Origin of the sequence: Umezawaea endophytica (assembly GCF_025061645.1) — a bacterium.
GTDB lineage: Bacteria > Actinomycetota > Actinomycetes > Mycobacteriales > Pseudonocardiaceae > Umezawaea > Umezawaea endophytica.
This window is the reverse complement of the sequence record NZ_JANYMP010000003.1, coordinates 341,949-368,064: the sequence shown is the minus strand read 5'-3', so window position 1 is coordinate 368,064 and position 26,116 is coordinate 341,949. Positions and strand designations below refer to the sequence as shown.

Sequence of the window (26,116 nt, the reverse complement as noted above, 5' to 3'; positions counted from 1 at the left end):
GGGGCCGCCGGGGCGGGCCCCCCCCGGCCGGGCGCCCGCGCGGTGAGCCGTCGAGCCGACTTCCCGCCACCTCCACAACGATATGGAGTTCCTCATGACGATCGAGCAGTCTCCCGCTCCCAGCGACGTCGCCGACGTGTACGACGGGATCGGTCAGATCTACGGCTCCGCGTGGGGCCCCAATTACCACTACGGCTACTGGGACGACGCCGACGACACCAGTTCCATCGAGGTGGCCACCGACCGGCTCACCGACATGATGATCTCGGGTCTCGACGTGCGGCCCGGTCAGCGGGTCCTGGACGTCGGCTGCGGCATCGGCCACCCCGCGCTGCGGCTCGTCCGCACCGGTGACGTGGACGTGGTCGGCATCTCCGTCAGCCACGTCCAGGTGGCGCAGGCCAACGAACTCGCCGCCGCGGCCGGGCTCGCCGAGAAGGCGAAGTTCCAGTTCACGGACGCGATGGACATGCCCTTCCCCGACGGCTCGTTCGACGCGGCCTGGGCGTTCGAGTCGATGTGGCACATGCCCGACCGCGGCCAGGTGCTCTCCGAGATCGCCCGCGTCCTGCGCCCCGGCGGCCACCTCGCCATCGTCGACGTCATCGAGCGCGGCCCGGTCAGCCCCGAGGGGCGCAAGGTGCTGGACCACGTCTGCGAGAACTACGCGGTGAAGTCCCTCGGCACCGTGGACGAGTACCGGACGGCGTTGGCCGCCAACGGTTTCGTCGACGTGGAGATCCGCGACATCAGCGACAACTGCAACCGGACCCTCGCCGTCATGGCCGACGCCGTGGAGACCAAGTACGACGAGCTGGCCGCCCTGGTCGGCGAGGAGCAGGCCACCTCGCTCCTGGCGTTCATGCGCCTGTCGGCGGTCACCCCGGAGCAGGGCTACCTCTACCTGGCCGCGGTCCGCGCCTGACGGGCTCGCCGCGTGCTCCTCGGCCTGCGCCACGCGGTGGCGCAGGCCGAGGCCGTTCTCACTGCCGTACCCGCAGCTCGGTCAACGCCCGCAGCGGGAACACCGGCCGGTGGCGCGGCGGCAGCCCAGGTGCCAGCGCGAGACCCGGCATCCTGGCGGCGACGGCCCGCACCGCGATCTCCAGTTCCGCGCGGGCGAATCCGGCTCCGAGGCAGAAGTGGATGCCGTGCCCGAACGCGAGGTGCGTGGCGGACCGGCTGCCGGGGCTGAACGCGGCCGGGCACGCGTGGGCGCGGCTGTCCCGGCCCGCCGCCCCGTACAGCAGGAGCAGCCTGCTCCCCTCGACCAGGTGGACGTCGCCGACCACCACGTCACGCGTCGCGGTCCGGTACATGCCCGCCAGCGGGCTGTCGAACCGCAGGCCCTCCTCGACGAGGTCCCGCGTGGCGATCGTCCCGTCGACGACCTCGGCCCAGCCGCCGGGTGACCGGAGCTGCTGGAAGAGGATCGTGCCGAGAGCCTCGGCGCAGGTCATGTGCCCCGCGAAGATCAGCGTGGGGATCTGGACGGCGACCTCGTCGGCGGTGAGCGTGTTGCCCGCCCTGCCGTCGTGCAGCAGTTCGCTGATCAGGTCGTCCCGCGGTGCGACCAGCCGCTCCTGCGCGAGCGAACGGGCGAACGCCCCGAACTCCATCAGCCCGCTCGCGTGCTCGCGCAGCAGGTCGGGATCGGTGTCGTGCTGCAACATCATGAGTTCGATGCGCTGCTCGGACCACAGCCGGCACCGGTCGAGGTACTCGTCCGGGACCCCGAGGCGGCGGCACATCACCTCCAGGGCGTACGGCACGGCGAACGCGGCGATGAAGTCGAACTCCTCCTCCACCGCGACGCGGTCGGCGAGGTCCGTCGCGATGGCCCGCATCGTGGGTTCGAACGCCCGGACCCTGGCAGGTGTGAACCCGGCGTTGAGCAGGTCCCTGATCCTGGAGTGCTCGGGCGGGTCGAGCGAGCCGACGGCCACCGCGCCCGCGCCACGCCAGGTGCGGAACATCCTGCTCACGTCCTCGGGCAGCGCGACCTTGGGACGCGGGTTGTGGTCGCGCGCCGAGAAGCTCCGGTCGTCCTTGAGCACGGCGACCATGTCCTCGCGCCGGGTGACGCACCACGCGTCCAGCAGAGGGGCGTAGAACACCGGCTCGGCGTCCCCGATGTCGGCCAGGAATGAGTACGGGTCGTCGCGATGGGCGCCATACGGGTCGAACGGCCTGCCTTCACGCAATTTTCCAGAATCGGCAGATACAGCCATTTCGCCTCTCAAGCTTTCAGTGAACCGGTTCGGCGATCTTGGTGCGACCGACACGGTCGAAGCGCGGCATTGGCGCCGCCCGGCAGCCACCAATCCACAGATTAGTGCAATCCGGGCTTTGTGCTGCCCTCTTTGGGGTTTTTCCTAAAGTCGAACGCGCTCGTCCCGCGTCGTTGACACGGCACGGGAGGTCGTTCAGGATACTGGTTGGAACCAGTACTCGAATTCCCGAGCGTCGCTCTGCATTCAGATTGCGCGCAGACCGGGAGCAGCGACGAGTTTTCGGTGTTCAATTCGTGCGACCACCGGAGGAGAATCCCGATGAGCACACTCGACACCTCGTCGACCGGGCTTCAGGCCCTCCTGTCGCCGGGGACGGCGCGGTCCGCGGTGCTGCCCGTCGTGCGGCAGCGGGTGTCCGCGCTGGAGCCGACCCTGGCCCGGATCTGCTGCTACCACCTCGGTTTCACCGACGAGCGCGGTGACCCCGCCGGTGCGGGCAGCGGCAAGCTGACCCGAGCCGCCCTCATGACGACGGCGGCCGAGGGGGTCGGCCTGCGGCCGGAGGACGTCCGGACCCAGGCGGCGGCACTGGAGCTGCTGCACAACTCGACCCTGGTCCACGACGACATCATCGACGCCGACGAACTGCGTCGCGGCCGTCCCGCCGCGTGGAAGGTGTTCGGCGCCAGCCTGGCCATCCTGGCCGGGGACGCGTTGCAGGCACTGAGCCTGCAAATGGTCGTCGACGATCCCGGCCCCGGCCGCGCGGAGGTCTCCAGCGCGTTCGCCGAAGCCCTCCGCCTGGTCCTCTCCGGCCAGTCCCGCGAGTTCACCGTCCGGCTGGGTTCGGGCGCGGACATCGCGGCGTACGACCGGATCGTGGAGGAGAAGACGTCCGCGCTGCTGGTGTGCGCACTGGTGACGCCCGCGCTGCGGGCGGGCAGACCGGAGCGCGTCCTGGCCGCCCTGCGCGGTGCGGGCAGGCACCTGGGCCTGGCCTTCCAGATCCTCAACGACGTCGAGGACATCTGGGGCGACCCCGCGGTGACCGGCAAGCCCGTCCGGGGCGACATCCGGCGGCGCAACCCGTCCTTCCCGGTGCTGGCGGCGCTCGCCGCCGACAGCCCGGTCGGCGAGCGGCTGCGCGGGCTGTGGCACGGCGACGGCACCGCGGCGGCGCACCTCCAGGAGATGGCCGACCTCGTCGAGGAGTCCGGCGGCCGTCACACGGCCGAACGCGTGTCCCGCGGCCACCTCGACTCGGCACTGGAGCACCTCGGACGAGCCGAGCTGGCCCCGGCCGCGTCCGCCGAACTGGCCGTCCAGTTCGACCGCATCGTCAACCGCACGACATGACCCGTCACTCCCGGAGGTCGTCAGTGAGTACCCCGGCTCAACTGCCTTTCGAGCAGGAGAACGTGCTGCAACTCGCGCCAGGGCTGCGCACGCTCCAGTCCGGGGGCGCGGTCCACCGGGTTCGCACTCCCGAGGGCGTCGAGGCGTGGCTGGTCACCGGTCACGCCTGGGTGAGGCAGTTGCTCGACGACGACCGGCTCAGCCGCTCGAACCCCGACCCGGACGCCCCGAAGGACGGCGGGTCGGCGCTCCTCGCCAGCCTGCTCGGGGGCTTCGCCACCGATCAAGCCCGGATGCGCGCGTTGCTGGAACCGCACTTCGCCCCCGAGCGGATGGCGGAGCTGCGACCGTACGTCGAGAAGCAGACCGGGCAACTGCTGGACGAGCTGGCGGGCCGGCGGCCACCGGTGGACCTGCGCCAGGCGGTGGCGCTGTCCTTGCCGATCCTGGTGATGTGCGAGTGGCTCGGCGTGCCGCAGGAGGACAAGGACCGGTTCGGCGGCTGGACGCGGGACGCCGCCAACATCGGTGACCCGGTCAGGTCCAAGCAGGGGCTGGGCGGGTTGTTCGGCTACTGCCGGGAACTCGTCGCCGAGAAGCGGCGGAATCCGGGCGACGACGCGATCTCCAGGATCTGCGCGACCGAGGGGATCACCGACGACGAGGTCCTCGGGCTGACGGCGTTGTTGTTGTTCGGCGGCTACGAGACCACGGTGGCCCGGATCGGCACGAGCGTCCTGCTGCTGCTGTCCGACCAGGAGCAGTGGCAGGCGTTGCTGGACGACCCGAGCCTCATCCCCGGCGCCGTCGAGGAAACCCTGCGGCGGTCGATGCCGAACCCGCACAACGGCGGCATGCCCCGGTACGCGGTGGCGGACTTCGAGATCGACGGGGTCACCATCCGGACCGGTGACTTCGTGCTGCTGAACATCATCGCGGCCAACCACGACGAGGCGGTCTTCGCCGACCCCGACCGGGTCGACGTCACGCGCGACACCGCGGCCAGCCTCGCGTTCGGGTACGGCGCGCACCACTGCGTCGGCGCCGCGCTGGCGCGGATGCAGGTGCAGGTGGTGCTCACCCAGCTCGTCGCGCGATTCCCGACCATGCGTCCGGCCGTGGGCGTGGAGGAGCTGGGGCTGCGCCACGACACGGTGATCGGCGGGCTGGTCCAACTTCCGGTGCGATGGTGATGGAGTCCTGATGCTGCACAAGATATCCGCGGGCGTGGTCACGAAGAGCCCGGACTCGATCCGCTCGTACCTCCTGCTGATGCGGCTGGACCGGCCGACGGGGTACGTGCTCTACCTGCTCCCAGGGCTGTGGGCCGTCGTCCTCGCCTCCGGGCAGCGGCCGAACCCGCTGGCGGTGGTGGTCGTCGCCGTCGCCGCGGTGCTGGTGCGCGGCGCGGCCTGCTCGATCAACGACGTGGTCGACAAGGACGTCGACGCCCGAGTCGCCCGCACCGTCTCGCGCCCGGTCGCGTCGGGGACGATCAACGTCCGGAACGCGCTCCTGTGGGCCGTCGCCCAGACCGTGGTCGCGCTGCTCGTGCTGGCGCTGGCGAACCTGGAGACGGTCCTGGTCCTCGTGGCCTCGTACCCGTTGATCATCGCCTACCCCTACATGAAGCGCTTCTTCGTCTGGCCCTCGGCGTTCCTGGCGCTGGTGATGAGCTTCTACGTCTACGTCGGCTGGACGGCGGCGACCGGGAGCGCCGACTACCCGCCCGCGGCGTACGGCCTGTACGCGGGCGGGGCCTTCTGGACGCTGATCCACGACGCGATCTACTCCCACCAGGACAAGGAGTACGACCGGAAGATCGGCGTCCGGTCCTCCGCCCTGCTGTTCGGCGGGGCCACCAAGGCGTGGCTGTCGATCTTCGCCGCGCTCAGCGTCGGCAGCGTGCTGTGGGCCGGTTCCCAGACGTCGATCGGGTGGGCGTTCTACCTCGTCGTGGCGGTCGCGGGGGCCTACCTGGCCTACCTGATCGCCCGCGTGGACCTGGACGACCCGAAGTCGTGCTGGGACACCTTCGTCGCCAACACCTACTTCGGCTGGATCGTCCTCGCGGCCGTCGTCGTCGGGCAGTTCACATGAGCGGCGCGCCGGATTCGATGTGGCAGGGGAGCGGCGTCGACCTGGACGCCTACCTGACCCGCGTGGGCTACCAGGAGGACGTGGCCCCGGACCTCGCCACGCTGCGCGGTCTGCACACCGCCCACGTCGACGCGATCCCCTTCGACAACCTCGACGCGCTGCTCGGGCGCACGGCGGTGCCGCTGGACCTGGACAGCGTCCAGGAGAAGATCGTGCGGCAGGGCCGCGGAGGGTGGTGCCTGGAGCAGGTCGTGCTGATGGCGGCCGTGCTGGACCGCATCGGGTTCACGTTCACGGCGTTCGCGGGCAGGACGCGGATCCGCAGCGGGAGCAAGGTCGGGCCCGCCCTGCACGTGGCGCTGTGCGTGGAGCTGGACGGCGAGCGCTGGCTCCACGACGTGAGCTTCGGCGCCAACGGGCTGCACGAGCCGATCCGGCTCGCGGAGGGCGCGCGGCTGGACGGCGACTGGCCGTTCGACCTCGTGCGGGAACCGACCGGGGAACACGTGCTGCGGTTCCTGCGGCCGGAGGGACCGGCGGAGCTCTACGGCTTCACCACGGACGTGCGCTACCCGTCGGACTTCGAGCTGCTCAACCACTTCTGCCTCACGCACCCGCGTTCGCCGTTCAACCACCGGATGATCCTCCAGCGCACGCGGGCCAAGGTGCGGCACCTCCTCGTCGGCACCGCGCTCACCGAGATCCGGCCGGGCGAGCCCGCGACGTCCCGCGAGCTGGACGCCGCCGAGGCGCTGTCCGCTCCCGAGGAGATCTTCGGGATCACCTTGGAGCCACGTGACGTCCGGACTCTCGGGAAGACCTTGGCCGGCCCATGACGCGCACACTGCTGGTGGACAACTACGACTCGTACACCTTCAACCTGTACCAGTTGATCGCCGAGATCAACGGCCGCGAGCCGGTCGTCGTGGTCAACGACGACCCGATGCTGTCCGGTCCGCTGCCGGAGGACGTCGACAACATCGTCGTCTCGCCGGGTCCCGGCCGCCCGCAGCACGCCCGTGACATCGGTCTGGTCGGAGACCTGTTGCGCCGCACCGAGTTGCCGGTGCTGGGTGTCTGCTTCGGACACCAGACGATCGCGCACCTGGCCGGCGCCTCCGTGGTGGCCGCCGCCGAACCGAGGCACGGCCACCTGGCCAAGGTCTCCCACGACGGTGATCCGCTGTTCGCGGGCATCCCGCGCGAGTTCGTCGCGGTCCGCTACCACTCGCTGTGCGTCGAGGAGCCGCTGCCCGAGGAGCTCATCGCCACGGCGTGGGCGGACGACGGCGTGCTCATGGCGCTGCGCCACCGCGATCGGCCGCAGTGGGGCGTGCAGTTCCACCCCGAGTCGGTCGCCTCCCAGTGCGGCGGCGAGATCCTGCGGAACTTCGCCGACCTGACCCGCCAGGCGCGGCGCGGGCGGCCGTCCATCACCATCGCCGACCCCGTGACCGCGGCCCCCGACGACCTCCCCGGCACGGTCGCGGAACTGGGCATCGTGAGCAGGGTCGTGCGGACCGACGCCGACGCCGAGGCCATCTTCCTCGAACTGTTCGCCGACGACCCGCACTGCTTCTGGCTGGACAGCAGCCGGGTGGAGGAGGGCCTGTCCCGGTTCTCGTTCCTCGGGGACACGTCGGGGCCGCTCAGCGAGGTCCTGACCTGCCGCACCGGCACCGGGGAAGTGGAGGTGCGCGATGCCGACGGCGTCCGCCTCGTCCCCGGCAGCGTGTTCGACGTCCTCGACCAGCGGCTGCGCGACCGGCGCGTCCCCGACACGGGCCTGCCGTTCGGCCTGACCGGTGGCTACGTCGGCTACTTCGGCTACGAGCTCAAGGCCGAGTGCGGCGCCGAGGCCCGCCACACCGCCGAAACGCCGGACGCCGTCTGGATGTTCGCCGACCGGGTCGTCGCGGTCGACCACCAGGAGGGCCTGACCTACCTGGTCGCCGTCCACGACGAGAAGACCGCGCGCGACGCGCACGAGTGGGTGGACCGGACGGCCGCGGAGCTGATGGGCCTGCGCCCGGCCGACGACGAGCCGGTCGCCGTTCCCCCCGCGGGCCTGCCCTTGGACGCCGAGGAGCACCTGGTCCGCGACCGGGACCAGTACCTGGCGGACATCGCGGAGTGCAAGCGGCAGCTCGACCTCGGCGAGAGCTACGAGATCTGCCTGACCAACAAGCTGCACCTGCCGTTCCACGACGACGACACCTCCTTCTACCGGCGGCTGCGCCGGACGAACCCGGCCCCGTACGCGGCGCTGGTGCGCCTCGGCGACGTCACGGTCTTCTGCTCGTCGCCTGAGCGCTTCCTGCGCGTCGAGCTGGATCGCACGGTCACCAGCAAGCCGATCAAGGGCACGGCCCCCCGCGACGCCGATCCCGTGCGCGACGCCGAGATCGCCGCCACCCTCGCGTCGAGCGCCAAGACGCAGGCCGAGAACCTGATGATCGTCGACCTGCTGCGCAACGACCTGGGCCGGGTGTGCGAGGTGGGCAGCATCGACGTCGACCCGTACCTGGCCGTCGAGAGCTACCAGACCGTGCACCAGTTGGTCTCCACCGTCCACGGCAGGCTCAAGGACGGGGTCAGCGCGATGGACTGCGTCCGGCAGTGCTTCCCCGGCGGCTCGATGACCGGGGCGCCGAAGCTGCGCACCATGGAGATCATCGACGGCCTGGAGACGGAGGCCAGGGGCGTGTACTCCGGCACCCTCGGCTACTTCGGCCTCTCCGGCGCCGCCGACCTGAACATCGTGATCCGCACGGCGGTCCGCGTCGGCGACCGGTTGACCATCGGTGCGGGCGGGGCGATCGTGCTCGGCTCCGAGGCCCAGGAGGAGTACGAGGAGATGCTGCTCAAGGCGGCGGCGTCGCTCCGCGCCTGGCGCGCGCCCGCGGTGTCGGACGCGGGCGGCCACCAGTGACGGGCGACAACGGGATCCGCCTGTGGTGGGACGGCGGCGGGTGGTCGCCGTCCGACGTGACCGGTGCGGTGCAGGTCGTCGACTCGTGGCTCGTGGACGAGGGGCGGGTACGGGGGTTCGACCGGCACGCCCGGCGCTTCGGCGCGGCTTGCTCCCGCTTCTCCGGACCGGGGACGGGCGGCTTCCTGAGCGCGGTCGCCGAGACGCTGCCCGCGCGGGGCCGGTGGTTCCCCCGCGTCGAACTCGTGGAGACCGGTTCCCGGACGCGACTGCGGCTGTGGCTGCGTCCCGCGCCTCCACGCACCAGGACCGTCCGGCTGTGGAACTCGGGGCCGGACCGCCGAACCCTGCCCGCCGTCAAGGGCGTCGACCTGGACCACCTGGCGGCACTGCGCGCCGCCGCGGTCGAGGCGGGTGCCGACGAGGCGCTGCTGCTCTCGCCCGAGGGGCACGTGCTCGAAGGGTGCACGACGAGCGTCCTCTGGTGGCGCGGGGACGCGCTGTGCGGTCCGCCGCCCGGACCCGGCCTGCTGTCCGGGGTCACCCGCGCCCTGCTCGGTGACCTGGCCGGGCGGCCGGTCGTCGCGGAGTCCGCCACCCCGGCGGACCTCGCCGACGTTCCCGTGTGGACGGTGAACGCCCTGCACGGCGTGCGGCCGGTCACCGAGGGGCTGGGCCGGTTCCTCGAGGAGGACATGGCGAAGGCCGAGCACTGGCAGGCGCGCCTGGAGTCGCTCGCCGCCCCCGTCGTCCCCGCGCTGAACACCTGAAGGAGGTCCTCCCGATGCCCGGCACCGCGGCACCTGAAGAGTACGAGCGCGACCTGCTGGTCCAGTTGACCCGCCGCTGGGGCAAGCGGGTGGCCGTCAAGAAGGACGAACTCGACCTGGACGGGCACTTCGACGCCGCGCTGCCGGACTTCCCCGAACACCTGGTGCCGGTGCTCGGCCTGCCGGGCGCCGAGCGGCTCGACCGGGACGCCCGCGAGCGCGTCCTGTCCGCGGCGTGGATCGCCTACAACGCCAAGACCGCGGCCATCGAGGACGAGATCATCCTGCCCGCCTGCCGGTTGATGCTCCAGGAGTGGATCCCCGTCCGCCGGGACGACGTCGCCGTCGATGCGCTGCACCAGACGATCATCGACGAGCACTACCACATCCTGATGTGCCACAACGCCGTCGGCGTCACCCGCCGCCGTCGCGACCTGGCGGACGTGCGGTTCGCGCCGGACGCCTGGTCGGTGGTCCAGGGGCGCGCCGCGGCCAGGGCCGGGCTGTCCGGGTTCGACCGCGACGTCGTGGACATCGCGTTCTCGCTGGCCGCCGAGACGACGATCAGCGGGTTCCTCTCCGCGCTCTCCACGGCGCGGGAGATCCAGCCGATGAACCGGATCACCACCGACCTGCACCGGCGGGACGAGAGCGGTCACGCCGTGGTGTTCCGCGAGTTGTGCGGCTCGCTCTACCGGAACCTGGACAGCGCGCAGCAGCGGATGTTCCGCGAGGCGCTCGTCGGCGGCCTGACCGCGTTCCGCTCCGCCGACCTGGAGCCGTGGGTGACCGTCGCGGCCCAGGGCGGCTTCGAGATCGGCGTCGACCAGTTGCGCGAGTGGGCCGCTTCCCGCCCCGCACCCGCGCGGGACACCGGACCGTTGCAGGTGCTGCTCGACGACCTGGGCATCGGCCACGACCTCTTCGGGACGTGAGGGCGGATGAGCGAAGGCACCGTCGGAACGGTCCCGGACTGGCGGACGCTCGTCGCCCACCAGCGCCCGCCGTGGCCCGACCAGGCCCGGCTCGACGCGGTGGTCGACGACCTGGCGGCCTCGCCCGCGCTCGTCACACCCCGCGAGTGCGACACGCTCACCGCGCGACTCGCCCGTGTCGCGGAAGGCCGGGCGTTCCTGGTGCAGGGCGGTGACTGCGCCGAACGCCTCGACCGGCTCTCCGCGCGGGCGATCCGGCGCAAACTCCGCCTGCTGCAACAGATGTCGGTGATCCTCACGGCCGCGTCGGGGCTCCCGGTGGTGACCGCGGGCCGGATCGCGGGCCAGTACGCCAAGCCCCGGTCCCAGCCGACCGAGACCGTCGACGGGCGGACGCTGCCGGTGTACCGGGGTGACGCGGTGAACGGCAGCGGCTTCACCGAGGCCGAACGGCGGCCGGACCCGGCCCGGCTGCGGCGCGTCTACGACGCCTCCCGGTACACGCTGGACGTCCTGCGCGCGAGCGGCACGGAGTACTTCGCCAGCCACGAAGGCCTGCTGCTCGACTACGAGGAGGCGCTGACCCGCCGCGACCGGCGCACGGGCCGTCGCTACGCGGGCAGCGGCCACCTGCTGTGGATCGGCGACCGCACCAGGGACCTCGACGGCGCCCACGTCGCCTACTTCGCGACGGTCGACAACCCCATCGCGGTGAAGCTGGGCCCGAGCACCACACCCGAGCACGCGCTGGCCCTGATCGACCGCCTCGACCCCGAACGCAGGCCGGGCAGGCTGACGTTCATCGTGCGGATGGGAGCCGACCGCGTCCGGGACCTGCTGCCGGAACTGGTGGCGAAGGTCGACGCCTCCGGCGCGCCGGTGGTGTGGGTGAGCGACCCCATGCACGGCAACACCGTCGAGGCACCCGGCCGCCGCAAGACCCGGCTGTTCGACGACATCCTCGCCGAGGTCGCGGGCTTCTTCGAGGTGCACGAGGCACTCGGCACCCACGCGGGCGGCCTGCACGTGGAGATGACCGGCGAGGACGTGACCGAGTGCGTCGGCGCGGGGCTCGGTTTCGAGGACCTGCACCGCAGCTACGAGTCGGCGTGCGACCCGCGCCTCAACGCCGACCAGGCGCTGGAGCTGGCCTTCCTGGTCGCCGAGATGGTCCCCCCGCGGCGTCCGGCGCCGGAGCGCCGGACGCGCTAGCGGGACGTCACCCCGCGTCGGGGTTCGTGTACAGCGTCCCCTCCGACCAGATGTACCGGGTCCCGCCCCACCGGGCCGCGGACTCGACGTCGGGGAAGAAGCCCCGCCCCTCCAGGTTCGCGCTCGTGTTGCACAGCACGGGAATCCCGCTGATCTCCGCGTAGGCGGTGAGGATGCGCACCGCCGCGGTGTCCTGAGTGGACGCGATGGTCTGGAGCCGGGCGGTGCCGTCCAGGTGGACGATCGCCGGGACGCGCTCGGCCCAGCCCGGCCGCATGCGGTGCTCGAAGATCATGTACGGGTCGGGTGTGCCTGGGTCGAAGACCTCCGGCGCGCGGTCCTCCAAGCAGATGGGCGCGACGGGCCGGTACTGGGCCCGGTTCTTGATGTCGTTGAGCAGGTCCTTCATCCGGGTGCTGGTCGCGGGCGCGATGATGCTGCGGTTGCCCAGTGCGCGCGGCCCCAGTTCCGCCCGTCCGGACAGGACGACCACCGGTTCGTCCTCGGCGTGCAGGAGGGCGGCCAACGCCCGCTCGTCGCAGGGTCGCGCGCTCCACCCGTCGGGCAGGGTGCCGGTGGTGATCCGCGGTCCGCTGTAGACGTTCCACTCCAGCGCCGTGCCGCCGCGCCGGAACATCTCGCAGGCCGCCGTCCCGATCGCCGCCCCGGCGTCGTTGGGGAAGGGCGGGACGAACACGTCCTGGAAGACCCCGCTGGCCCGGATCGCGGTGTTCCACTTGATGTTCAGCGCGCAGCCGCCGCCGAGCACCAGGTTGTGGCCGCCGCCGGGGAAGCGGCTCCGCACCGCCGACGTGAGCCGCTCCAGCAGGTTGTGGCCCACGTAGGCCTGGTAGGTGGCGATGAGGTCCGCGTTGGACAGGCCCGGCATCAGCTCGTCCCGGTTCGCGGCGACCTTGTCCCCCAGCACCCCCACCCGGTCGACGGGGATGTCGTGGAACTCGGCCATGAGGTCGTCGAAGGCGGCGAAGGCACCGGTCTCGACCCGGCCCATGGCCGCGTAGGCCATGGCCTTCCCCGCGACGGACAGGTGGTGGCGGATGAACCGGTCCGACGTGACGTCGTCGGTGTCGGGCAGGTACGGCTCGAACCGCGCGCAGAACGCCGCGAAGCTGCCGCCGAAGACGGGCATGAGTGCCTCGACGAAGTCCACCTCGCGGGTCGCGGCCCGCACCCGGTAGAGGCGCGGCGTGATGAGGCCGTCCCAGACCAGGACGAACGCGTCCTCACCCCTGGCGGCGAACGGGCTGGAGCAGTACGTGCCGATGAGGTGGTTGGCGACGTGGGTGTAGCTGGCGTAGTCGCCGAGGCCGTGGCCGCTGAAGGTGTGGCGTTGCAGCGGGCCCTCGTCGCCGGGGCTCTCCAGGTACGGCGCGACCCGGAGGTGCACCGGCCGTCCGGCCGCGTCCACGGTGACGGCGGTCTGGCCCGCGTCGTCTTTCGTGTACCAGCCGTCGACCACGAACTGGTCGATGTCGGCGGGTGTCAGACCCTCCGCGGCGAGGATCTCGGTCACGCGTTCCAGGTTTCCGAGCGAGCTGTAGCGTTCGCCGTTCCGCAGCTTCTCGATCTCGTAGCTGAAGAGGAGGCGACCGTCCTCGATGACGGCCACCCCGCCGTCGTGTGATGCTTTGATCCCGCATATGCGCATTGGTCAGCCGCACCTTTCTGGTCGTCCAGCAGCCACGCCAAAAACGGGTTGGTGACGCGGTGTTCCGGAAATGTGATAAAGCGTCTAGCGGTGGTTCAGCCTCACCGGAAGCGAGTCGAGCCCGCGAATGATCGTGCTGTTGCGCCACCGCAGGTCCTCGGGGTCCGCGGCGAGCCTCATGGCGGGGAACGCGTCGAGCAGGGCGCCGAACGCCGTCAGCGCCTCCACCCGCGCCAGCGGCGCCCCGAGGCAGTGGTGGACGCCGTGCCCGAACGCCAGGTGACCCGCCGCGGGCCTGCGGACGTCCAGCACGTGCGGATCGGCGAAGCGCTGGGGGTCGCGGTTGGCGGAGGCGATGGCCAGCAGCACGAAGTCGCCCGCCGGGATCTCGACGCCCCCGATGCCCAGCGGCTCCGTCGCGCAGCGGAACGTGGCGTGCTTCAGCGGGCTCTCCAGCCTCAGGAACTCCTCGACCGCGCCGGGGAGGAGTGTCCGGTCCTCGCGCAGCGCCTCCCACTGGTCCAGGTTCCGCATCAGGTGCAGCGTGCCGTTGCCGAGCGCGTTGAGGGTCGTCTCGAACCCGGCGATGAACAGCAGGTAGGCCGTCGAGACCAGTTCGGTCTCGGTCAACCGGTCGTCGACGTCGCGCGCCGAGACCAGGGCGCTGAGCACGTCGTCGCTGCTCACGCGGCGTTTGCGCTCGATCAGCTCGCCGAGGTACCCCGCCACCGCGGTCGCGGCGGCGGCCGCCGCCTCGGGGGAGTCGCCGGAGACCAGCGCCCTCGACCACGACTTGAAGTTGTCCTGCTCCTCGACCGGGACGCCCAGCAGGAGGCAGATCACCCGGATCGGCAGCGGGAACGCGAAGGCGTCCAGCAGGTCCACCGAGTCGTGGTCCGAGAGGGCCGCGGTCAGCCCGTCGGTGATCTTCACGATCTCCGGCCGGAGCGCTTCGACGGCACGGCCGGTGAAGGCCTTGCTCACGAGCTTGCGCAGCCTGGTGTGGTCCGGTGGGTCGGTGTGCATCATGTGGCTGGCCAGTGCCGAGGAGAAGCCGCCGCGCTTGCCGCGGTCGGGCTCCTTCTGCGCGAACAGCCCGTCGATCCTGGTCAGGTCGGTGCTCAGCCGGGGATCCGCCAGCGCGGAGCGCACGGCGTCGTAGCCGGTGATGAGCCAGACCGGGAGCCCCCCGCACAGGGGGACCCCAGGGGGCATCAGCACCCTGTGCGCCGAGCCTTCGGCACTGAGCTTCGCGTACACCGAGTACGGGTCCTGCACGAACGCGTCGTCGAGTTCCAGGAGGGCGGAATCGTGGTCCATGGGCACATCCTCGATTGCAGGAGTCCTCGTGGAATCACTATCAAGGACGACCGGCCGCCGCAATGATGCTTATCAAAAAGCCTAAAATGCGAGCCGGACCGCGTGACTGTCCGGTGGGCTGCTGCTAGTGTAGTTTTTCGGGGCTGTTTCCATTTCTGACAACAAGTCGCCACCTGTGCGACGCGGAGATCACAGTGCGACTCGCGCAAGTAATGGCAAACGTGTTCGAGCGCCACGGGGAACGGCCCGCTGTCGGTGAGCGCGCGCGGGAGTTCGTGCGGGACGCCCGGACGGGGCGCGTGTCGGCCCGCCTGCTGCCCCGCTACGAGCTGACCACCTACCGGCAGTTGTGGAGCCGCGTCCGCGCGGTGGCGAGCGAGTGGCACCACCACCCGCGCCACCCCCTCGCCGCGGGCGACCGGGTGGCCATCCTCGGCTTCGGGAGCCGCGACTACGCGACGCTGAACCTGGCGTGCGGCTACCTGGGCGTCGTCAGCGTCCCGTTGCAGACCGGCGCGTCGGCCGAGAACCTGGCGTCCATCATGGCGGAGACCGAGCCGTCCCTCCTCGCCGCGAGCGTCGAGCACCTGGGCGCGGCGACCGAACTGGCCCTGCGCGCGCCTTCGGTCCGGCGGTTGGTGGTGTTCGACCACGACCAGCGCGTCGACGACCAGGCGGAGCGGTTCGCCGCGGCCCGCGACGGCCTGGCCCGTGCCGGACGGGACGTGGACGTCGTCGCGCTGCCCGAGGTCCTCGACCTCGGCGCGACCCTGCCCGAGGTGCCGCCGCACGTCCCCGGCGACGACGAGGACCCCCTCGCGATGCTCGTGTACACCTCGGGGAGCACCGGAACCCCCAAGGGCGCGATCTACACCGAGCGGCTGGCCAGGGTGATGTGGGAGGACCGGGCGAACCGGGCGGACCTGGTCGCCGTCAACTACATGCCGCTGAGCCACATCGGCGGCCACTTCTCGCTGATGAACGCACTGGCGCGCGGTGGGCTGAGCTGCTTCACCGCGGGCAGCGACCTCTCGACGTTCTTCGAGGACATCGCGCTCGTGCGGCCCACCGAGCTGTCCCTGGTGCCGCGGGTGTGCGAGATGCTCTACCAGCGCTACCGGAGCGAGCTGGACCGGCGGACCGGTGAGGGCGCGGCGACCGAGGTGCTCACCCGCCTGCGCGAGGACGTCCTCGGAGGGCGCGTCGGCTGGGCCACCTGTGGTTCCGCGCCGCTGTCGGCCACGCTGACCGAGTTCGTCGAGGCGCTCCTCGGCGTTCCCCTGTACGACATGTACGGCTCCACGGAGGTCGCGGGCATCGCCGTCAACGGCACCCTGATGAACCCGCCCGTGATCGACTACAAGCTGGTCGACGTGCCCGAGCTCGGCTACTTCCGCACCGACGTCCCGCACCCGCGCGGCGAACTGCTGCTGAAGGCGGACGGCATCCCCGGCTACTACAGGCAGCCCGAACTGACCGCCGCCCTCTTCGACGAGGACGGGTACTACCGGACCGGCGACATCGTCGCGGAACTCGGTCCGCGCCGCATCGCCGTCGTGGACCGCCTCAAGAGCGTCGTCAAGCTGTCCCAGGGCGAGTTCGTGGCCGTCGCGCGGCTGGAGTCCCTCTTCGCCACCGCCCCGTTGGTGCGGCAGGTCTTCGTCCACGGCGACAGCGAGCGGTCCTACCTGCTCGCCGTCGTCGTGCCGACCGAGGACGCGCTGGAGGAGCACGGGGCCGACCCGGACCGCCTCGAACACCTGCTGACCGAGTCGTTCCGGCGGATCGCGCAGGACACGGGCCTGAAGTCGTACGAGGTCCCGCGCGGCCTGCTGCTGGAGACCGAGCCGTTCAGCCAGGCGAACGGCCTGCTGTCGGACCAGCGCAAGTTGTTGTGGCCCAAGCTCGTGGAGCGCTACGGCGAGCGGTTGGACCGGAGGTACGCCGACATCTCCGCCCGCGAGGCCTGTGAGCTGCTCGACCTGAGCCGCACGGGAGCCGACCAGCCGGTGCTGGAGACCGTCCAGCGGGCCGCGCGGGCGCTGCTGTCCGGTTCGACGGCCGAGGTGAGCCCCTCCGCGTACTTCCGCGACCTCGGCGGCGACTCGCTGTCGGCGGTGTCGCTGTCGAACCTGCTGCAAGACGCCTTCGGCGTGCGGGTCCCGGTCGACGTCATCATCAGCCCCGCGCACGACCTCCGCCAGGTGGCGGACTACCTCGAGGCCAAACTGCCGGAGGTCGCGGGCGGGGCCACCGCGTCGCGGCCGAGTTTCGCCTCGGTGCACGGCGAGGACGCCGCCGAGACGCACGCCAAGGACCTCACCCTCGACCGGTTCGTCGACGCGGCGACCCTGGACGGCGCCCGCCACCTCCCGCGTCCTGAGGGGGAGCCCCGCCGCGTTCTGCTGACCGGCGCGAGCGGGTACCTCGGGCGCTTCCTCACCCTCGACTGGCTGCGCCGACTGGCCCCGGTCGCGGGCAGGCTGATCGTCGTGGTCCGCGGCAAGGACCCGGACGCCGCCAGGCAGCGCCTGGTCGACGCCTTCGGCAGCGACGACCCTGACCTGGCGCGCACGGTCGGGGAGTTGGCCGCGGAGCACCTGGAGGTGCTGGCGGGGGACATCGCCGAGCCGCGGCTGGGCCTGGACGAGGCGACGTGGCAGCGGCTGACCGGCGAGGTGGACCTGATCGTCCACGCGGGCGCACTGGTGAACCACGTGCTGCCCTACCGCCACCTGTTCGAGGCCAACGTCCTCGGCACCGCGGAGGTCATCCGCCTGTCCCTGACCGACCGGCTCAAGCCGATCACGTACATCTCCAGCGTGGCGGTGTCCCGGTCGCGGAGGGGACAGCCTCTCGACGAGGACTCCGACGTGCGCGCCGCGCTGCCGGTCCAGCCCGTCGACGACGGGTACGCGGGCGGGTACACGACGAGCAAGTGGGCCGGAGAGGTGCTGCTGCGGGAGGCGCACGACCTGTGCGGCCTGCCGGTGACGGTGTTCCGCTCCACCATGATCCTCGCGCACGGCGAGTACGCCGGGCAGGTGAACGTGCACGACATGTTCAGCCGCCTGCTGTTCAGCCTCCTCGCGACGGGCGTGGCCCCGCGGTCCTTCTACCTCGGCGGCGACCGGGCCCACTACGACGGCCTGCCCGTCGACTTCACCGCGGCGTCGATCGTCGCGCTGGGGCGGAACACCTCCGGGTACCGGACGTTCAACCTGGTGAACCCGCACGACGACGGGATTTCCCTGGACACGTTCGTGGACTGGCTCGTCGAGGACGGCCACGCCATCGAGCGGATCGAGGACCACGGTGACTGGCTCGTCCGCGTCGAAGCCGCCCTGCGCACGCTGCCGGAATCCCAGCGCCAGTACTCGATCCTCCCGCTGCTGCACGGCTTCCGGGAGCCGGAACCGGCGGTGCCCGGTTCGGACGTCCCGTCGGCCCGGTTCCGGGAGGCCGTCCAGCAGACCGGGGACATCCCGCACCTATCCCGGTCCCTCGTCCGCAAGTGCGCGACGGACCTGCGCCGCCTGATGACCGGGAAGAACACGTGAGCGATTACGACTACGTCGTGGTGGGCGGCGGGAGCGCGGGCTGCGTGGTCGCTTCCCGCCTGGCCGAGGACCCGAGCGTCAGCGTCCTGCTGCTGGAGGCGGGGAGCGCGTCGCCGGTGACCGCCCCGCCGAACGCCTGGCTGTCACTCCTGGGCTCCGAATCGGACTGGCAGGACACGACCCTGCCGGAGCCGGAACTGGGCAGAACCCTTCCCTGGCCACGTGGGAAGGCGCTGGGCGGCTCTTCCAGCATCAACGGGATGATCTTCGCCCGAGGTCACCGGAGCAGCTACGACTGGGGCAAGGGCTGGGAGTTCGACGACCTGCTGCCGTTCTTCCGGCGCGGCGAGCGCGCCCCCACCCGCGATCCCGCTCTGCGCGGCGTCGGTGGCCCGCTGGAGGTCGCCCCGGCCGAGCAGGGGCACCCGACCGCGGCGGCGTTCGTAGAGGCGGCCGCGGAGGTTGGTTACCGGCGTGCGACGGACATCAGCGGCGGCTTGGAGGAGGGGGTCGGCTGGGTCGACCTGAACATCGTCGGGGGAGTCAGGCAGAGCGCCGCCGACGCCTACCTGGGCTCACGCGCGGGCCTCGACGTGGTGACGGACGCGGTGGTCCGGCGAGTCGTGTTCGACGGGCACCGGGCCACCGGCGTCGAGTACACCGTTGGCGGACAGCGGATCCAGGCCGGGGCGGGCGAAGTGGTGCTCTGCGCGGGCGCCGTCGGAACCGCTCACCTGCTGATGCTGAGCGGGATCGGTCCGGCCGACCACCTGCGTGACAGCGACATCGCCGTCGTCGCGGACCTGCCGGGTGTGGGCGAGAACCTGCACGACCACCCCCTCTCCTACGTGATGTACACCAGCGCGCAGCCGATACCGGTGGGCTCGAACAACAACGTCGAGGTGGTCGGCCTGCTGCGCAGCGATCCCGACCTGGACGCCCCGGACCTGCAATCCTGCCTGTCGGCGCCGGCGGGGGAAAACCTCTACGTCATCACGTTCTCCCTGATGACCCCGTACAGCCGTGGGCGACTCCGCTTGGCAGATAGGGGAATCGCCTTGGCTCCGGGCTACCTGACCGACGAGCGGGACCTGACCGCGATGGTCAGGGGAATGGGGCTGGCACGCGAGATCGGCGCGGCGAGCGCCCTCACGCCGTGGCGCGGGCAGGAAGCGGAGTCGGGTGGTGAGCCCTACGTCCGCGCGACCACGGCGCCGTACTTCCACTACGTCGGCACGTGCAAGCTGGGCGTGGACGAGATGTCGGTGGTGGACCGGGACCTGCGCGTGCACGGTGTTGACGGCCTGCGGATCGCGGACGCCTCGGTGATCCCGCGGATCCCGTCGGCCAACACCTACGCGACCGTGATCGCCATCGCGGAACGGGCCGCGAGCCTCATCAGCGGGGCCGCGACCGTGGAGTGAAACCGGGCGGGAGGCCCCACCGGTGCCGGTGGGGCCTCCTCTCCTGTTGTCAGGCGCGCACGATGTAGTCCGCGCCTCCACCGCCACAGCCGTTGCGGTCCGAACGGGTGACCACGAACCCGGCGGGCAGCGTGGAACCCCAGCAGATCCACATGTCACTGCGCGCGGCCTCGATGTAGCGGCCCATGCCACCGCACCCGTTGGCGTTGAGCCGAACGATCACGTAGGGCGAGGGGATGGGGGAGCCGAGGCAGGTCCACATGCCGTCGCGCGGCAGTTCGATGTAGCGGCCCATCCCGCCGCACCCGTTGGCGTTGAGCATGGTGATCACGTACTGCGCGGGGAGCGGCGATCCGAGGCAGGTCCACATGCCGTTGCGGGGGAGTTCGATGTAGCGGCCCATCCCGCCACATCCGTTGGCGTTGAGCATGGTGATGACGTACGGCTCGGGCAGCGGTGACCCCAGACAGGTCCACATCCCGTTGCGCACGGGTTCGACGTACATGGTCCCGTTGCCCGAGCAGCCGCCGTTCGGGTTGAGCATCGTGATCACGTGGCCCGCCGGGACCGCCGCGCCGACGCAGATCCACTGCGCGGCGGCGGTCGATGGGCCGTCCGCCCGCGCGGGGCCTGCTTCGAACGCGAGAATTCCCAGTACTACAGCGAAAGCGGCAACAAGTCGACGAATCAAGGAACACCTCTTCCTGGTTCTCAACGGAACTTCACGTTAACCACGGTTACGGACGCCGAGGTACCGCTGAAGCCGAACCGTTCGGCCGGACCACGAAGTGTCGCTTGACTCTATAACTTCAGTGTTGACTAAAAGATGTGCTTTGCCAACAAATGCCGCAACGATAACGAGCATTTGGCCAGGATGATCGCGAGTGCATCAGTTGGTGGCAGCGGCTTTCCCGCTGCGGCGCGGTCCTTCTTGGGTTGACCGAGCCGCCTGCGGCCAAGCGGGCTAGTGACCGTCCACAGTGGTCTCGATGAACCGGAACCGCACGATGCGGGTGGACCGCCTCAAGCCCGGCAGCAGGTTCAGGAGGCGGTACGCGCGGCGTACGTTCGCGGGTGCCTTGGCCATCAGTTCCGGGGAGTCGTTCATCGGCGCCTCGTCGACGTACTCGAGCCGTGGGTGGCAGTCGGCCAGCACGGCCGGGTCGTCGAAGCCGCAGTGGAAACGGGTGCCGTACTTGCGCAGCGTCGGGTCCCACTTCGACGTGCGCCACGCCCAGACCGCCACCGTGTCGACCTGCACCTGGCCGGTGGGGAAGGCGTCGACGACGCTGGTGAGCAGCCGCCGGACGTCGGTCTCGGTCAGGTAGGGCACCAGTCCTTCGGCGATCACCAGCACCGGTCGGCCGCGGGGGACGCGGTCCAGCCAGGTCAGGTCGGTGACGCTGGAGCCGATCAGGGTGTAGTGCTCGCGCGGCGGCAGGAACCGGCGCCGCAGTTCGACGATGGCGGGGTAGTCCAGGTCGTACCAGTCGACGGTGGGGGGCGGGTCGATCCGGTACGCCCTGGCGTCGAGGCCACAGCCCAGGTGCAGCACCACCGCGTCGGGGTGCTCGGCGAGGAAGGCGCGGGCCCAGTCGTCGTGGGCCTTGGCGCGCACCACGGCGGCGAGGCCCATCTGGCTGGTGCCGAACCTGCGCTTGTCGTAGTCGGGGTCGAGCCCGCGCATCGCCTCCTCGGCGTACCGGTCGCCGAGGATCGGGTCCGGCAGCCGGTTGTCCAGTGCTTTCGCCCTGAGGACGGGGCTGAGGGTCTTCTGCGCGCCGACGAGGCCGGTGTCGTTCACGTCGGCGACGCTACTCACGCCGTGGCGAAGCGGGAAGGCGCGCCGCGGGACCCGGCCGCGCCGCCCCCCCAGACCTGGTCAGCGCTCCATCATCCGCATCTGCGCCTCGTTGTGGGTGTCCCCGGCGGCCGGGGGGAGGCTGCCGAGGGTGGCGAGCTGCTCCTCGGTGAGGGTGACCGCGTCGGCGGCGGTGTTCTCCTCGACGCGGGTCACGCGCTTGGTGCCGGGGATGGGGGCGATGTCGTCGCCCTGGGCCAGCAACCAGGCGAGGGCGACCTGGGCCGGGGTGACGCCGATCCGGGTGGCGATGGCGGCTACCTCGTCGGCGAGGCGGAGGTTGTGCTGGAAGTTCTCGTCGGTGAACCGGGGATTGCTCGAGCGGAAGTCGCCCGCGTCGAAATGGTCGGTGGAGCGGACCGTGCCGGTCAGGAAACCGCGGCCCAAGGGGGAGAAGGGCACGAAGCCGATGTTCAGCTCGCGCAGCACCGGCAGGACGCGGGCCTCCGGGTCGCGGGTGAACAGCGAGTACTCCGACTGCACGGCGGTGATCGGGTGGACGGCGTGGGCGCGGCGGATGGTGTCGGGACCTGCCTCGGACAGGCCGATGTGCCGGATCTTGCCCTCGGTGACCAGGTCGGCCAGCACGCCGACGGTGTCCTCGATCGGGGTGCCGGGGTCGACGCGGTGCTGGTAGTACAGGTCGATGTGGTCGGTGCCCAGGCGGGTGAGGGAGCCGTCGACGGCGATCCGGATGTTGGCGGGGCCGCTGTCCGCGCCGCCCTGGCGGCCGGTGTGCGAGATCAGGCCGAACTTCGTCGCCAGCACGACCTCGTCCCGGCGGTCCTTCAGGGCGCGGCCGACGAGTTCCTCGTTGGCGTACGGGCCGTAGACCTCGGCGGTGTCGATGAGCGTGACGCCCAGCTCCAGGGCGCGGTGGATCGTGCGGATCGATTCGTCGTCGTCGCTCCCGGCGCCGGTGTAGCCGTGGGACATGCCCATCGCGCCCAGGCCGATGCGGGCCACGTCGAGGTCGCGCAGCTTGATGTGCTTCATCTCTTGTTCTCCTTTGTGGACGGTGCGGTCACGGGCGCACCACGACCTTGAGGCTGCTGCGGCTGTCCATCTGCTTGTAGGCGTCGGCGACCTGGTCCAGGCCGACCTCGGCGTCGAACACCCTGCCGGGGTTGATGCGGACTGCGAGGACGTCGTCGATCGCCTGCTCGATGTAGGCGCGGACCGGTGCGGGACCGCCGGTCAGGCCCGCGTTCTTGCCGAACAGCGACCCGAAGCCGACCGGTGCCTCCTCGTACTGCGGCACGCCGACGCGGGAGATGATCCCGCCGGGGCGCACGACGCCGTACGCCTGCTCGTAGGCGGGCATCAACCCGACGGCCTCCAGCACCACGTGGGAGCCCTCTCCGCCGGTCAGGTCCAAGACCTTCGCGACGCCCTCCTCACCGCGTTCGGCGACGACGTCGGTGGCGCCCCACTCGCGGCCCAGGTCGGTGCGAGAGGTGTGGCGCCCCATGAGGATGACCCGCTCGGCGCCCAGGCGCCGGGAGGCCAACACCGCCGACAGGCCGACGGCGCCGTCACCGATGACGGTCACGGTCTTGCCGGGCTCGACCCGGCCCATGTGGGCGGCGTGGTGGCCGGTGAGGTACACGTCGCTCAGGGCGAGCAGCGAGGGCAGGAACGCGGTGTCCACGTCGCCGGGGACCTTCACCAGCGTGCCGTCGGCCTGCGGGACGCGCACGGCCTCGGCCTGCGCCCCGCCGACGCCACCGGCCCCGTACCAGCCGCCGCGGGGGCAGGCCGTGTGGAAGCCGTCGCGGCAGATCGGGCAGGTGTTGTCGGAGAACGCGAACGGGGAGACCACGAAGTCCCCGCGCTTGACGCCGGTGACCGCGGAACCGGTGTCCTCGACGACGCCGATGAACTCGTGCCCCATCGGCACGCCCTCGTCCGTGGCGGCCATGGAGTGGTAGGGGTGCAGGTCGGAGCCGCAGACGCAAGCCAGGGTGATCCGGACGACCGCGTCCGTGGGGTCGACGATCCGCGGGTCGGGCACGTTCTCGACCCGCACGTCGCCGGGGCCGTACATGAAGGTGGCTCGCATGGAAGTTCTCGCCTCTCACGGGGTTCCTGGTCACCACCCATCGAACGCTCGGTCCAGGCGGCGCGGCAGTGACTGCCCTTCCGGGTAACGGCAGTACCCCCCACGGGGCGCGGCGCGTTCAGGGGTTCGTCGACCGCGGCCGCGCGAGTTCCTGGGTGGCCGCCCAGCTCGCGAGCACCTTGAGGCCGTCGGCGGTGGGACTGTCCGGCGCGGCGGTGTAGATGTTGAGGGTGAGGCCGGGCTCGGAGGGCAGTTCCATCGACTCGAAGTTCAGGTCGAGCTGTCCCACGACCGGGTGACGCAGGCGCTTGTGCCCGCTGCGGTGGTACTGCACGTCGTGGGAGGCCCAGCGCTTGCGGAAGATCTCGCTGCGCGTGGACAGCTCGCCGACCAGTTCGATCAGCTTGCGGTCGTTCGGGGTGCGACCAGCCTCCAGGCGGAGCATCGCCGCGGCGTCGTTGGCGATGCGGTCCCAGTCCACGAAGAACTCCTGCGCCGCCGGGTCGAGGTAGACGAACCGGGTCGTGTTCGCGGGCCTGCGCGGATCGGCGAGCACCGGGGAGTAGAGGGCGCGGCCGAGGCGGTTCATGGCCACGATGTCGTGGCGGCCGTTGCGCACCCAGGCAGGCGCGTCGCTGATCGCGTCGAGCACCTGCTGGACGCCGGGGCGCACGCTGCTGGGCGGCGCCGCGCGGCGGCGAGGGCCGGGGTCCGCGGCTCGGGCGAGGGCGAACAGGTGCTCGTGCTCGGCCTCGTCGAGCTGCAACGCGCGGCTCACGCCGTCCAGCACGCTCTCCGAGGCCCCGGACAGGTTGCCGCGTTCCATGCGCACGTAGTAGTCGATGGACACGCCCGCGAGCAGGGCCACCTCTTCGCGGCGCAGGCCCTTGACGCGCCGGTTGCCGCCGTAGGCGGGCAGGCCCGCCTGGTCAGGGGTGATGCGCGCTCGCCGCGAGCTGAGGAACTCGCGGACCTCGGCGCGAGGATCGATGGGGCCCATGAACCCACAGTAGGCCGTTCGCCGGGGATGAAGGAGGTACCGCCGTTACCTCGAACGAGCGGTCCTCTCACACCCTGCGTGCAACGCCGTCGGCCGGCACCGCGAGGCGCTCACCAGTGGCTCGGGTTACTTGTTGCCGTAGTCGACGGCGTCGACCGCGCGCACGAAGGTGCCGGGGTGGGTGGCGGCGTCCTGGCGCAGGATCGCGCCGAAGTCCCACGCGAGGCGCTGGGTGTCGGTCGTGTTGGGCGGCGTGATGAGGACCGAGTCGGGAGCCCAGTGCGAGGTGCCCTCCTGGGTGCCCGCGCTGAGGAAGACCAGGGTGGCGCTGGTCGACTCGCCGGGCGCGAGGCTGACCGGCTTGATCGGGTCGTCGCCGCGCACGAGGTCCCAGGACTCGCCGTTGCCCTTCTGGAACTGGACGCCGGGGAAGCCCTGGATCGTGCAGCGGGCGGACGAGTCGTTCGCCAGCAGGATCGGGACGCTGAACTGGTCGTTCGCGCCCTGGACCGGGAACTCGACGCCGAGCCCGACCCTGGCGGTGGCGCAGAGCTGCTCACCGGCCGGTTTGTCCCCGTTGGCACGCAGGGCGTCGGCACCACCGGTGACCCTGGTGCTCGCGGTGCCGCTGGTCTGGTCCTGCTTCGCGCTCGACGACGACGGCGTGGTGGCGCCGCCCGCGGTGGGCGTCCCGGTGCTGCCCGCGGAGCAGGCGGTCAGCGTGCCGAACGCGGCGAGGACGGCGATGGCAGCGGCACCACGGACGACTCGGCTGTTGTTCTCGCGCATTGTTTCCGACTCCCTCTGAATTGGGCTGTGCTGTTCGGGTCTTGCACAGGTAAGGATGTTCGGGGGCCGAAAAGGATGCTCTTGTGTGAACCAGGTCACGTGCTGGCAACCTTGAGTGCTGCCGATCGTCTTCGTGCACCGATTTCTCCTGGTGAGTGCCTGAGGGCTAATTGCAGTAATTGTCGACGGTGTCGAATTCGTGGTGGCCGGAATCGAATGTCGACAACAGATCGGGCAGTGCGTTTTCCAGTGCTTTCACGACTGTGCGGCACGGTGTGGGGCGTGTTCTCGGCGATCCTGCCCATGGCTAAGGTGGGGTGGTGGCGCGACTCATCCATCTGAACGGACCACCGGGCATCGGCAAATCCACCCTGTCGGCGTTCTACATCGATCGGCACCCCGACACGCTGCACCTCGACATCGACGGTCTGCACCGTCTCGTCGGCGGGTGGCAGGACGAGGAAACCGACACGTGGCCGGTCGTGTGGTCCCTGGCCCGTGCCATGGCGGCGACCCACCTGGGCAACGGGCACGACGTCGTGCTGCCCCAATTTTTCGCTCGGGTCGAGGACATCACGTCGTTCGAGGAGTTCGTGCGCTCGCACGGGGCGGACTTCCGCGAGGTCGTCCTGCTCGACGACCGGGAGGCGGCGGTGGAGCGGTTCAACCACCGGGCGCGCGACAGCGACGACCCGTGGATCCGCCACCACCACCGCCTCATCGAGCTGGGCGGCGGCCCCGTGGTGCTCGGGACCATGTACGACGACCTGCTGGAAGTCCTGCGCCTGCGGCCGAACGCGGTCGTGGTGCCGAGCGTGGCCGGGGCGGTGGAGGAGACCTACGGCCTCCTGGTGGACGCCCTGCGCGACCCGGTCCGGTGACCTGGTTCGGC

General features: G+C 71.0%; 21 protein-coding genes. 12 read left to right on the top strand and 9 right to left on the bottom strand.

All coding sequences use genetic code 11. The features are described 5' to 3' along the window. The first annotated feature begins 94 nt into the window (after positions 1–94). Positions 95–925, top strand: a complete 831-nt coding sequence (locus NZH93_RS09060; RefSeq protein WP_259622514.1) for a methyltransferase domain-containing protein — start codon at positions 95–97, stop codon at positions 923–925. Between the two features lie 58 nt (positions 926–983). On the opposite strand, the gene NZH93_RS09055 is transcribed toward NZH93_RS09060, so the two are convergent. Continuing rightward, a complete protein-coding gene (locus tag NZH93_RS09055; RefSeq protein WP_259622513.1) occupies positions 984–2,204 on the bottom strand; it encodes a cytochrome P450 in 1,221 nt (406 codons plus the stop codon). 348 nt (positions 2,205–2,552) lie between these two features. Between NZH93_RS09055 and NZH93_RS09050 the strand changes: the two genes are divergently transcribed. From NZH93_RS09050 to NZH93_RS09015, 8 genes are read left to right on the top strand one after another with little or no spacing between them, the layout of a single operon-like run. Then, complete coding sequence (locus tag NZH93_RS09050) at positions 2,553–3,590, top strand: polyprenyl synthetase family protein (protein WP_259622512.1); 1,038 nt, start codon at positions 2,553–2,555, stop codon at positions 3,588–3,590. Between the two features lie 23 nt (positions 3,591–3,613). Beyond that, entirely contained in the window at positions 3,614–4,783 is a 1,170-nt protein-coding gene (locus NZH93_RS09045) for a cytochrome P450 (protein WP_259622511.1), read from the top strand. 10 nt (positions 4,784–4,793) lie between these two features. Then, complete coding sequence (locus NZH93_RS09040) at positions 4,794–5,690, top strand: UbiA family prenyltransferase (RefSeq protein ID WP_259622510.1); 897 nt, start codon at positions 4,794–4,796, stop codon at positions 5,688–5,690. Beyond that, a complete protein-coding gene (locus NZH93_RS09035) occupies positions 5,687–6,526 on the top strand; it encodes an arylamine N-acetyltransferase family protein (RefSeq protein WP_259622509.1) in 840 nt (279 codons plus the stop codon). The genes NZH93_RS09040 and NZH93_RS09035 overlap by 4 nt, the downstream gene beginning before the upstream one ends. Then, positions 6,523–8,622 carry an aminodeoxychorismate synthase component I gene (pabB, locus tag NZH93_RS09030; protein ID WP_259622508.1) on the top strand — a complete coding sequence of 700 codons (2,100 nt, stop codon included), beginning with the start codon at positions 6,523–6,525 and terminating at the stop codon, positions 8,620–8,622. Before NZH93_RS09035 ends, pabB begins: the two co-directional genes overlap by 4 nt. After that, positions 8,619–9,392: an aminotransferase class IV gene (locus tag NZH93_RS09025; RefSeq protein ID WP_259622507.1), complete on the top strand. Its 774-nt coding sequence runs from the start codon at positions 8,619–8,621 to the stop codon at positions 9,390–9,392. The genes pabB and NZH93_RS09025 overlap by 4 nt, the downstream gene beginning before the upstream one ends. Before the next feature lie 14 nt (positions 9,393–9,406). Continuing rightward, the gene (locus NZH93_RS09020) at positions 9,407–10,327 is read left to right on the top strand and encodes an AurF N-oxygenase family protein (RefSeq protein WP_259622506.1); all 921 of its coding nucleotides are present in this window, start codon (positions 9,407–9,409) and stop codon (positions 10,325–10,327) included. Between the two features lie 6 nt (positions 10,328–10,333). Beyond that, complete coding sequence (locus NZH93_RS09015; protein ID WP_259622505.1) at positions 10,334–11,539, top strand: 3-deoxy-7-phosphoheptulonate synthase class II; 1,206 nt, start codon at positions 10,334–10,336, stop codon at positions 11,537–11,539. A gap of 7 nt (positions 11,540–11,546) precedes the next feature. Here the strand turns inward: NZH93_RS09015 and NZH93_RS09010 are convergent, their stop codons facing one another. Together NZH93_RS09010 and NZH93_RS09005 are read right to left on the bottom strand one after the other, a co-directional pair. Further along, positions 11,547–13,208, bottom strand: coding sequence for a carbamoyltransferase N-terminal domain-containing protein (locus NZH93_RS09010; protein ID WP_259622504.1), 1,662 nt, complete (start codon positions 13,206–13,208; stop codon positions 11,547–11,549). 84 nt (positions 13,209–13,292) lie between these two features. After that, complete coding sequence (locus NZH93_RS09005; RefSeq protein WP_259622503.1) at positions 13,293–14,528, bottom strand: cytochrome P450 family protein; 1,236 nt, start codon at positions 14,526–14,528, stop codon at positions 13,293–13,295. A gap of 194 nt (positions 14,529–14,722) precedes the next feature. Between NZH93_RS09005 and car the strand changes: the two genes are divergently transcribed. Both car and NZH93_RS50575 read left to right on the top strand, forming a co-directional pair. Next, positions 14,723–18,088, top strand: coding sequence for a carboxylic acid reductase (car, locus tag NZH93_RS09000; protein WP_308214181.1), 3,366 nt, complete (start codon positions 14,723–14,725; stop codon positions 18,086–18,088). Further along, entirely contained in the window at positions 18,085–19,512 is a 1,428-nt protein-coding gene (locus tag NZH93_RS50575; RefSeq protein WP_259622501.1) for a GMC family oxidoreductase, read from the top strand. The genes car and NZH93_RS50575 overlap by 4 nt, the downstream gene beginning before the upstream one ends. Positions 19,513–19,561: 49 nt before the next feature. Here the strand turns inward: NZH93_RS50575 and NZH93_RS08990 are convergent, their stop codons facing one another. The 6 genes from NZH93_RS08990 to NZH93_RS08965 all read right to left on the bottom strand — a co-directional run bounded on the left by NZH93_RS08990 (position 19,562) and on the right by NZH93_RS08965 (position 25,224). Further along, positions 19,562–20,203, bottom strand: a complete 642-nt coding sequence (locus NZH93_RS08990) for a hypothetical protein (RefSeq protein ID WP_259622500.1) — start codon at positions 20,201–20,203, stop codon at positions 19,562–19,564. A 273-nt stretch (positions 20,204–20,476) separates the two neighbouring features. Next, entirely contained in the window at positions 20,477–21,316 is an 840-nt protein-coding gene (locus NZH93_RS08985; RefSeq protein WP_259622499.1) for a class I SAM-dependent methyltransferase, read from the bottom strand. Between the two features lie 78 nt (positions 21,317–21,394). Then, positions 21,395–22,369 carry an aldo/keto reductase gene (locus NZH93_RS08980; protein ID WP_259622498.1) on the bottom strand — a complete coding sequence of 325 codons (975 nt, stop codon included), beginning with the start codon at positions 22,367–22,369 and terminating at the stop codon, positions 21,395–21,397. Between the two features lie 28 nt (positions 22,370–22,397). Continuing rightward, positions 22,398–23,435: an alcohol dehydrogenase catalytic domain-containing protein gene (locus NZH93_RS08975; protein WP_259622497.1), complete on the bottom strand. Its 1,038-nt coding sequence runs from the start codon at positions 23,433–23,435 to the stop codon at positions 22,398–22,400. A 118-nt stretch (positions 23,436–23,553) separates the two neighbouring features. After that, complete coding sequence (locus NZH93_RS08970; protein ID WP_259622496.1) at positions 23,554–24,435, bottom strand: helix-turn-helix domain-containing protein; 882 nt, start codon at positions 24,433–24,435, stop codon at positions 23,554–23,556. Positions 24,436–24,561: 126 nt separating this feature from the next. Next, complete coding sequence (locus NZH93_RS08965) at positions 24,562–25,224, bottom strand: DUF4232 domain-containing protein (RefSeq protein ID WP_259622495.1); 663 nt, start codon at positions 25,222–25,224, stop codon at positions 24,562–24,564. Positions 25,225–25,544: 320 nt separating this feature from the next. Between NZH93_RS08965 and NZH93_RS08960 the strand changes: the two genes are divergently transcribed. Continuing rightward, a complete protein-coding gene (locus NZH93_RS08960; RefSeq protein WP_259622494.1) occupies positions 25,545–26,105 on the top strand; it encodes an AAA family ATPase in 561 nt (186 codons plus the stop codon). The last annotated feature ends 11 nt before the right edge of the window (positions 26,106–26,116 follow it).

Excerpts from the sequence above, each read along its gene's own strand:
- NZH93_RS09035 (WP_259622509.1), top strand. The coding sequence starts at position 5,687 with ATGAGCGGCGCGCCGGATTCGATGTGGCAGGGGAGCGGCGTCGACCTG.
- NZH93_RS09015 (WP_259622505.1), top strand. The coding sequence starts at position 10,334 with ATGAGCGAAGGCACCGTCGGAACGGTCCCGGACTGGCGGACGCTCGTC.
- NZH93_RS09020 (WP_259622506.1), top strand. The coding sequence starts at position 9,407 with ATGCCCGGCACCGCGGCACCTGAAGAGTACGAGCGCGACCTGCTGGTC.
- NZH93_RS09040 (WP_259622510.1), top strand. The coding sequence starts at position 4,794 with ATGCTGCACAAGATATCCGCGGGCGTGGTCACGAAGAGCCCGGACTCG.
- NZH93_RS08980 (WP_259622498.1), bottom strand. The coding sequence starts at position 22,369 with ATGAAGCACATCAAGCTGCGCGACCTCGACGTGGCCCGCATCGGCCTG.
- NZH93_RS08975 (WP_259622497.1), bottom strand. The coding sequence starts at position 23,435 with ATGCGAGCCACCTTCATGTACGGCCCCGGCGACGTGCGGGTCGAGAAC.
- NZH93_RS08970 (WP_259622496.1), bottom strand. The coding sequence starts at position 24,435 with ATGGGCCCCATCGATCCTCGCGCCGAGGTCCGCGAGTTCCTCAGCTCG.
- NZH93_RS09010 (WP_259622504.1), bottom strand. The coding sequence starts at position 13,208 with ATGCGCATATGCGGGATCAAAGCATCACACGACGGCGGGGTGGCCGTC.
- NZH93_RS08965 (WP_259622495.1), bottom strand. The coding sequence starts at position 25,224 with ATGCGCGAGAACAACAGCCGAGTCGTCCGTGGTGCCGCTGCCATCGCC.
- NZH93_RS09060 (WP_259622514.1), top strand. The coding sequence starts at position 95 with ATGACGATCGAGCAGTCTCCCGCTCCCAGCGACGTCGCCGACGTGTAC.
- pabB (WP_259622508.1), top strand. The coding sequence starts at position 6,523 with ATGACGCGCACACTGCTGGTGGACAACTACGACTCGTACACCTTCAAC.
- NZH93_RS09050 (WP_259622512.1), top strand. The coding sequence starts at position 2,553 with ATGAGCACACTCGACACCTCGTCGACCGGGCTTCAGGCCCTCCTGTCG.
- NZH93_RS09005 (WP_259622503.1), bottom strand. The coding sequence starts at position 14,528 with ATGGACCACGATTCCGCCCTCCTGGAACTCGACGACGCGTTCGTGCAG.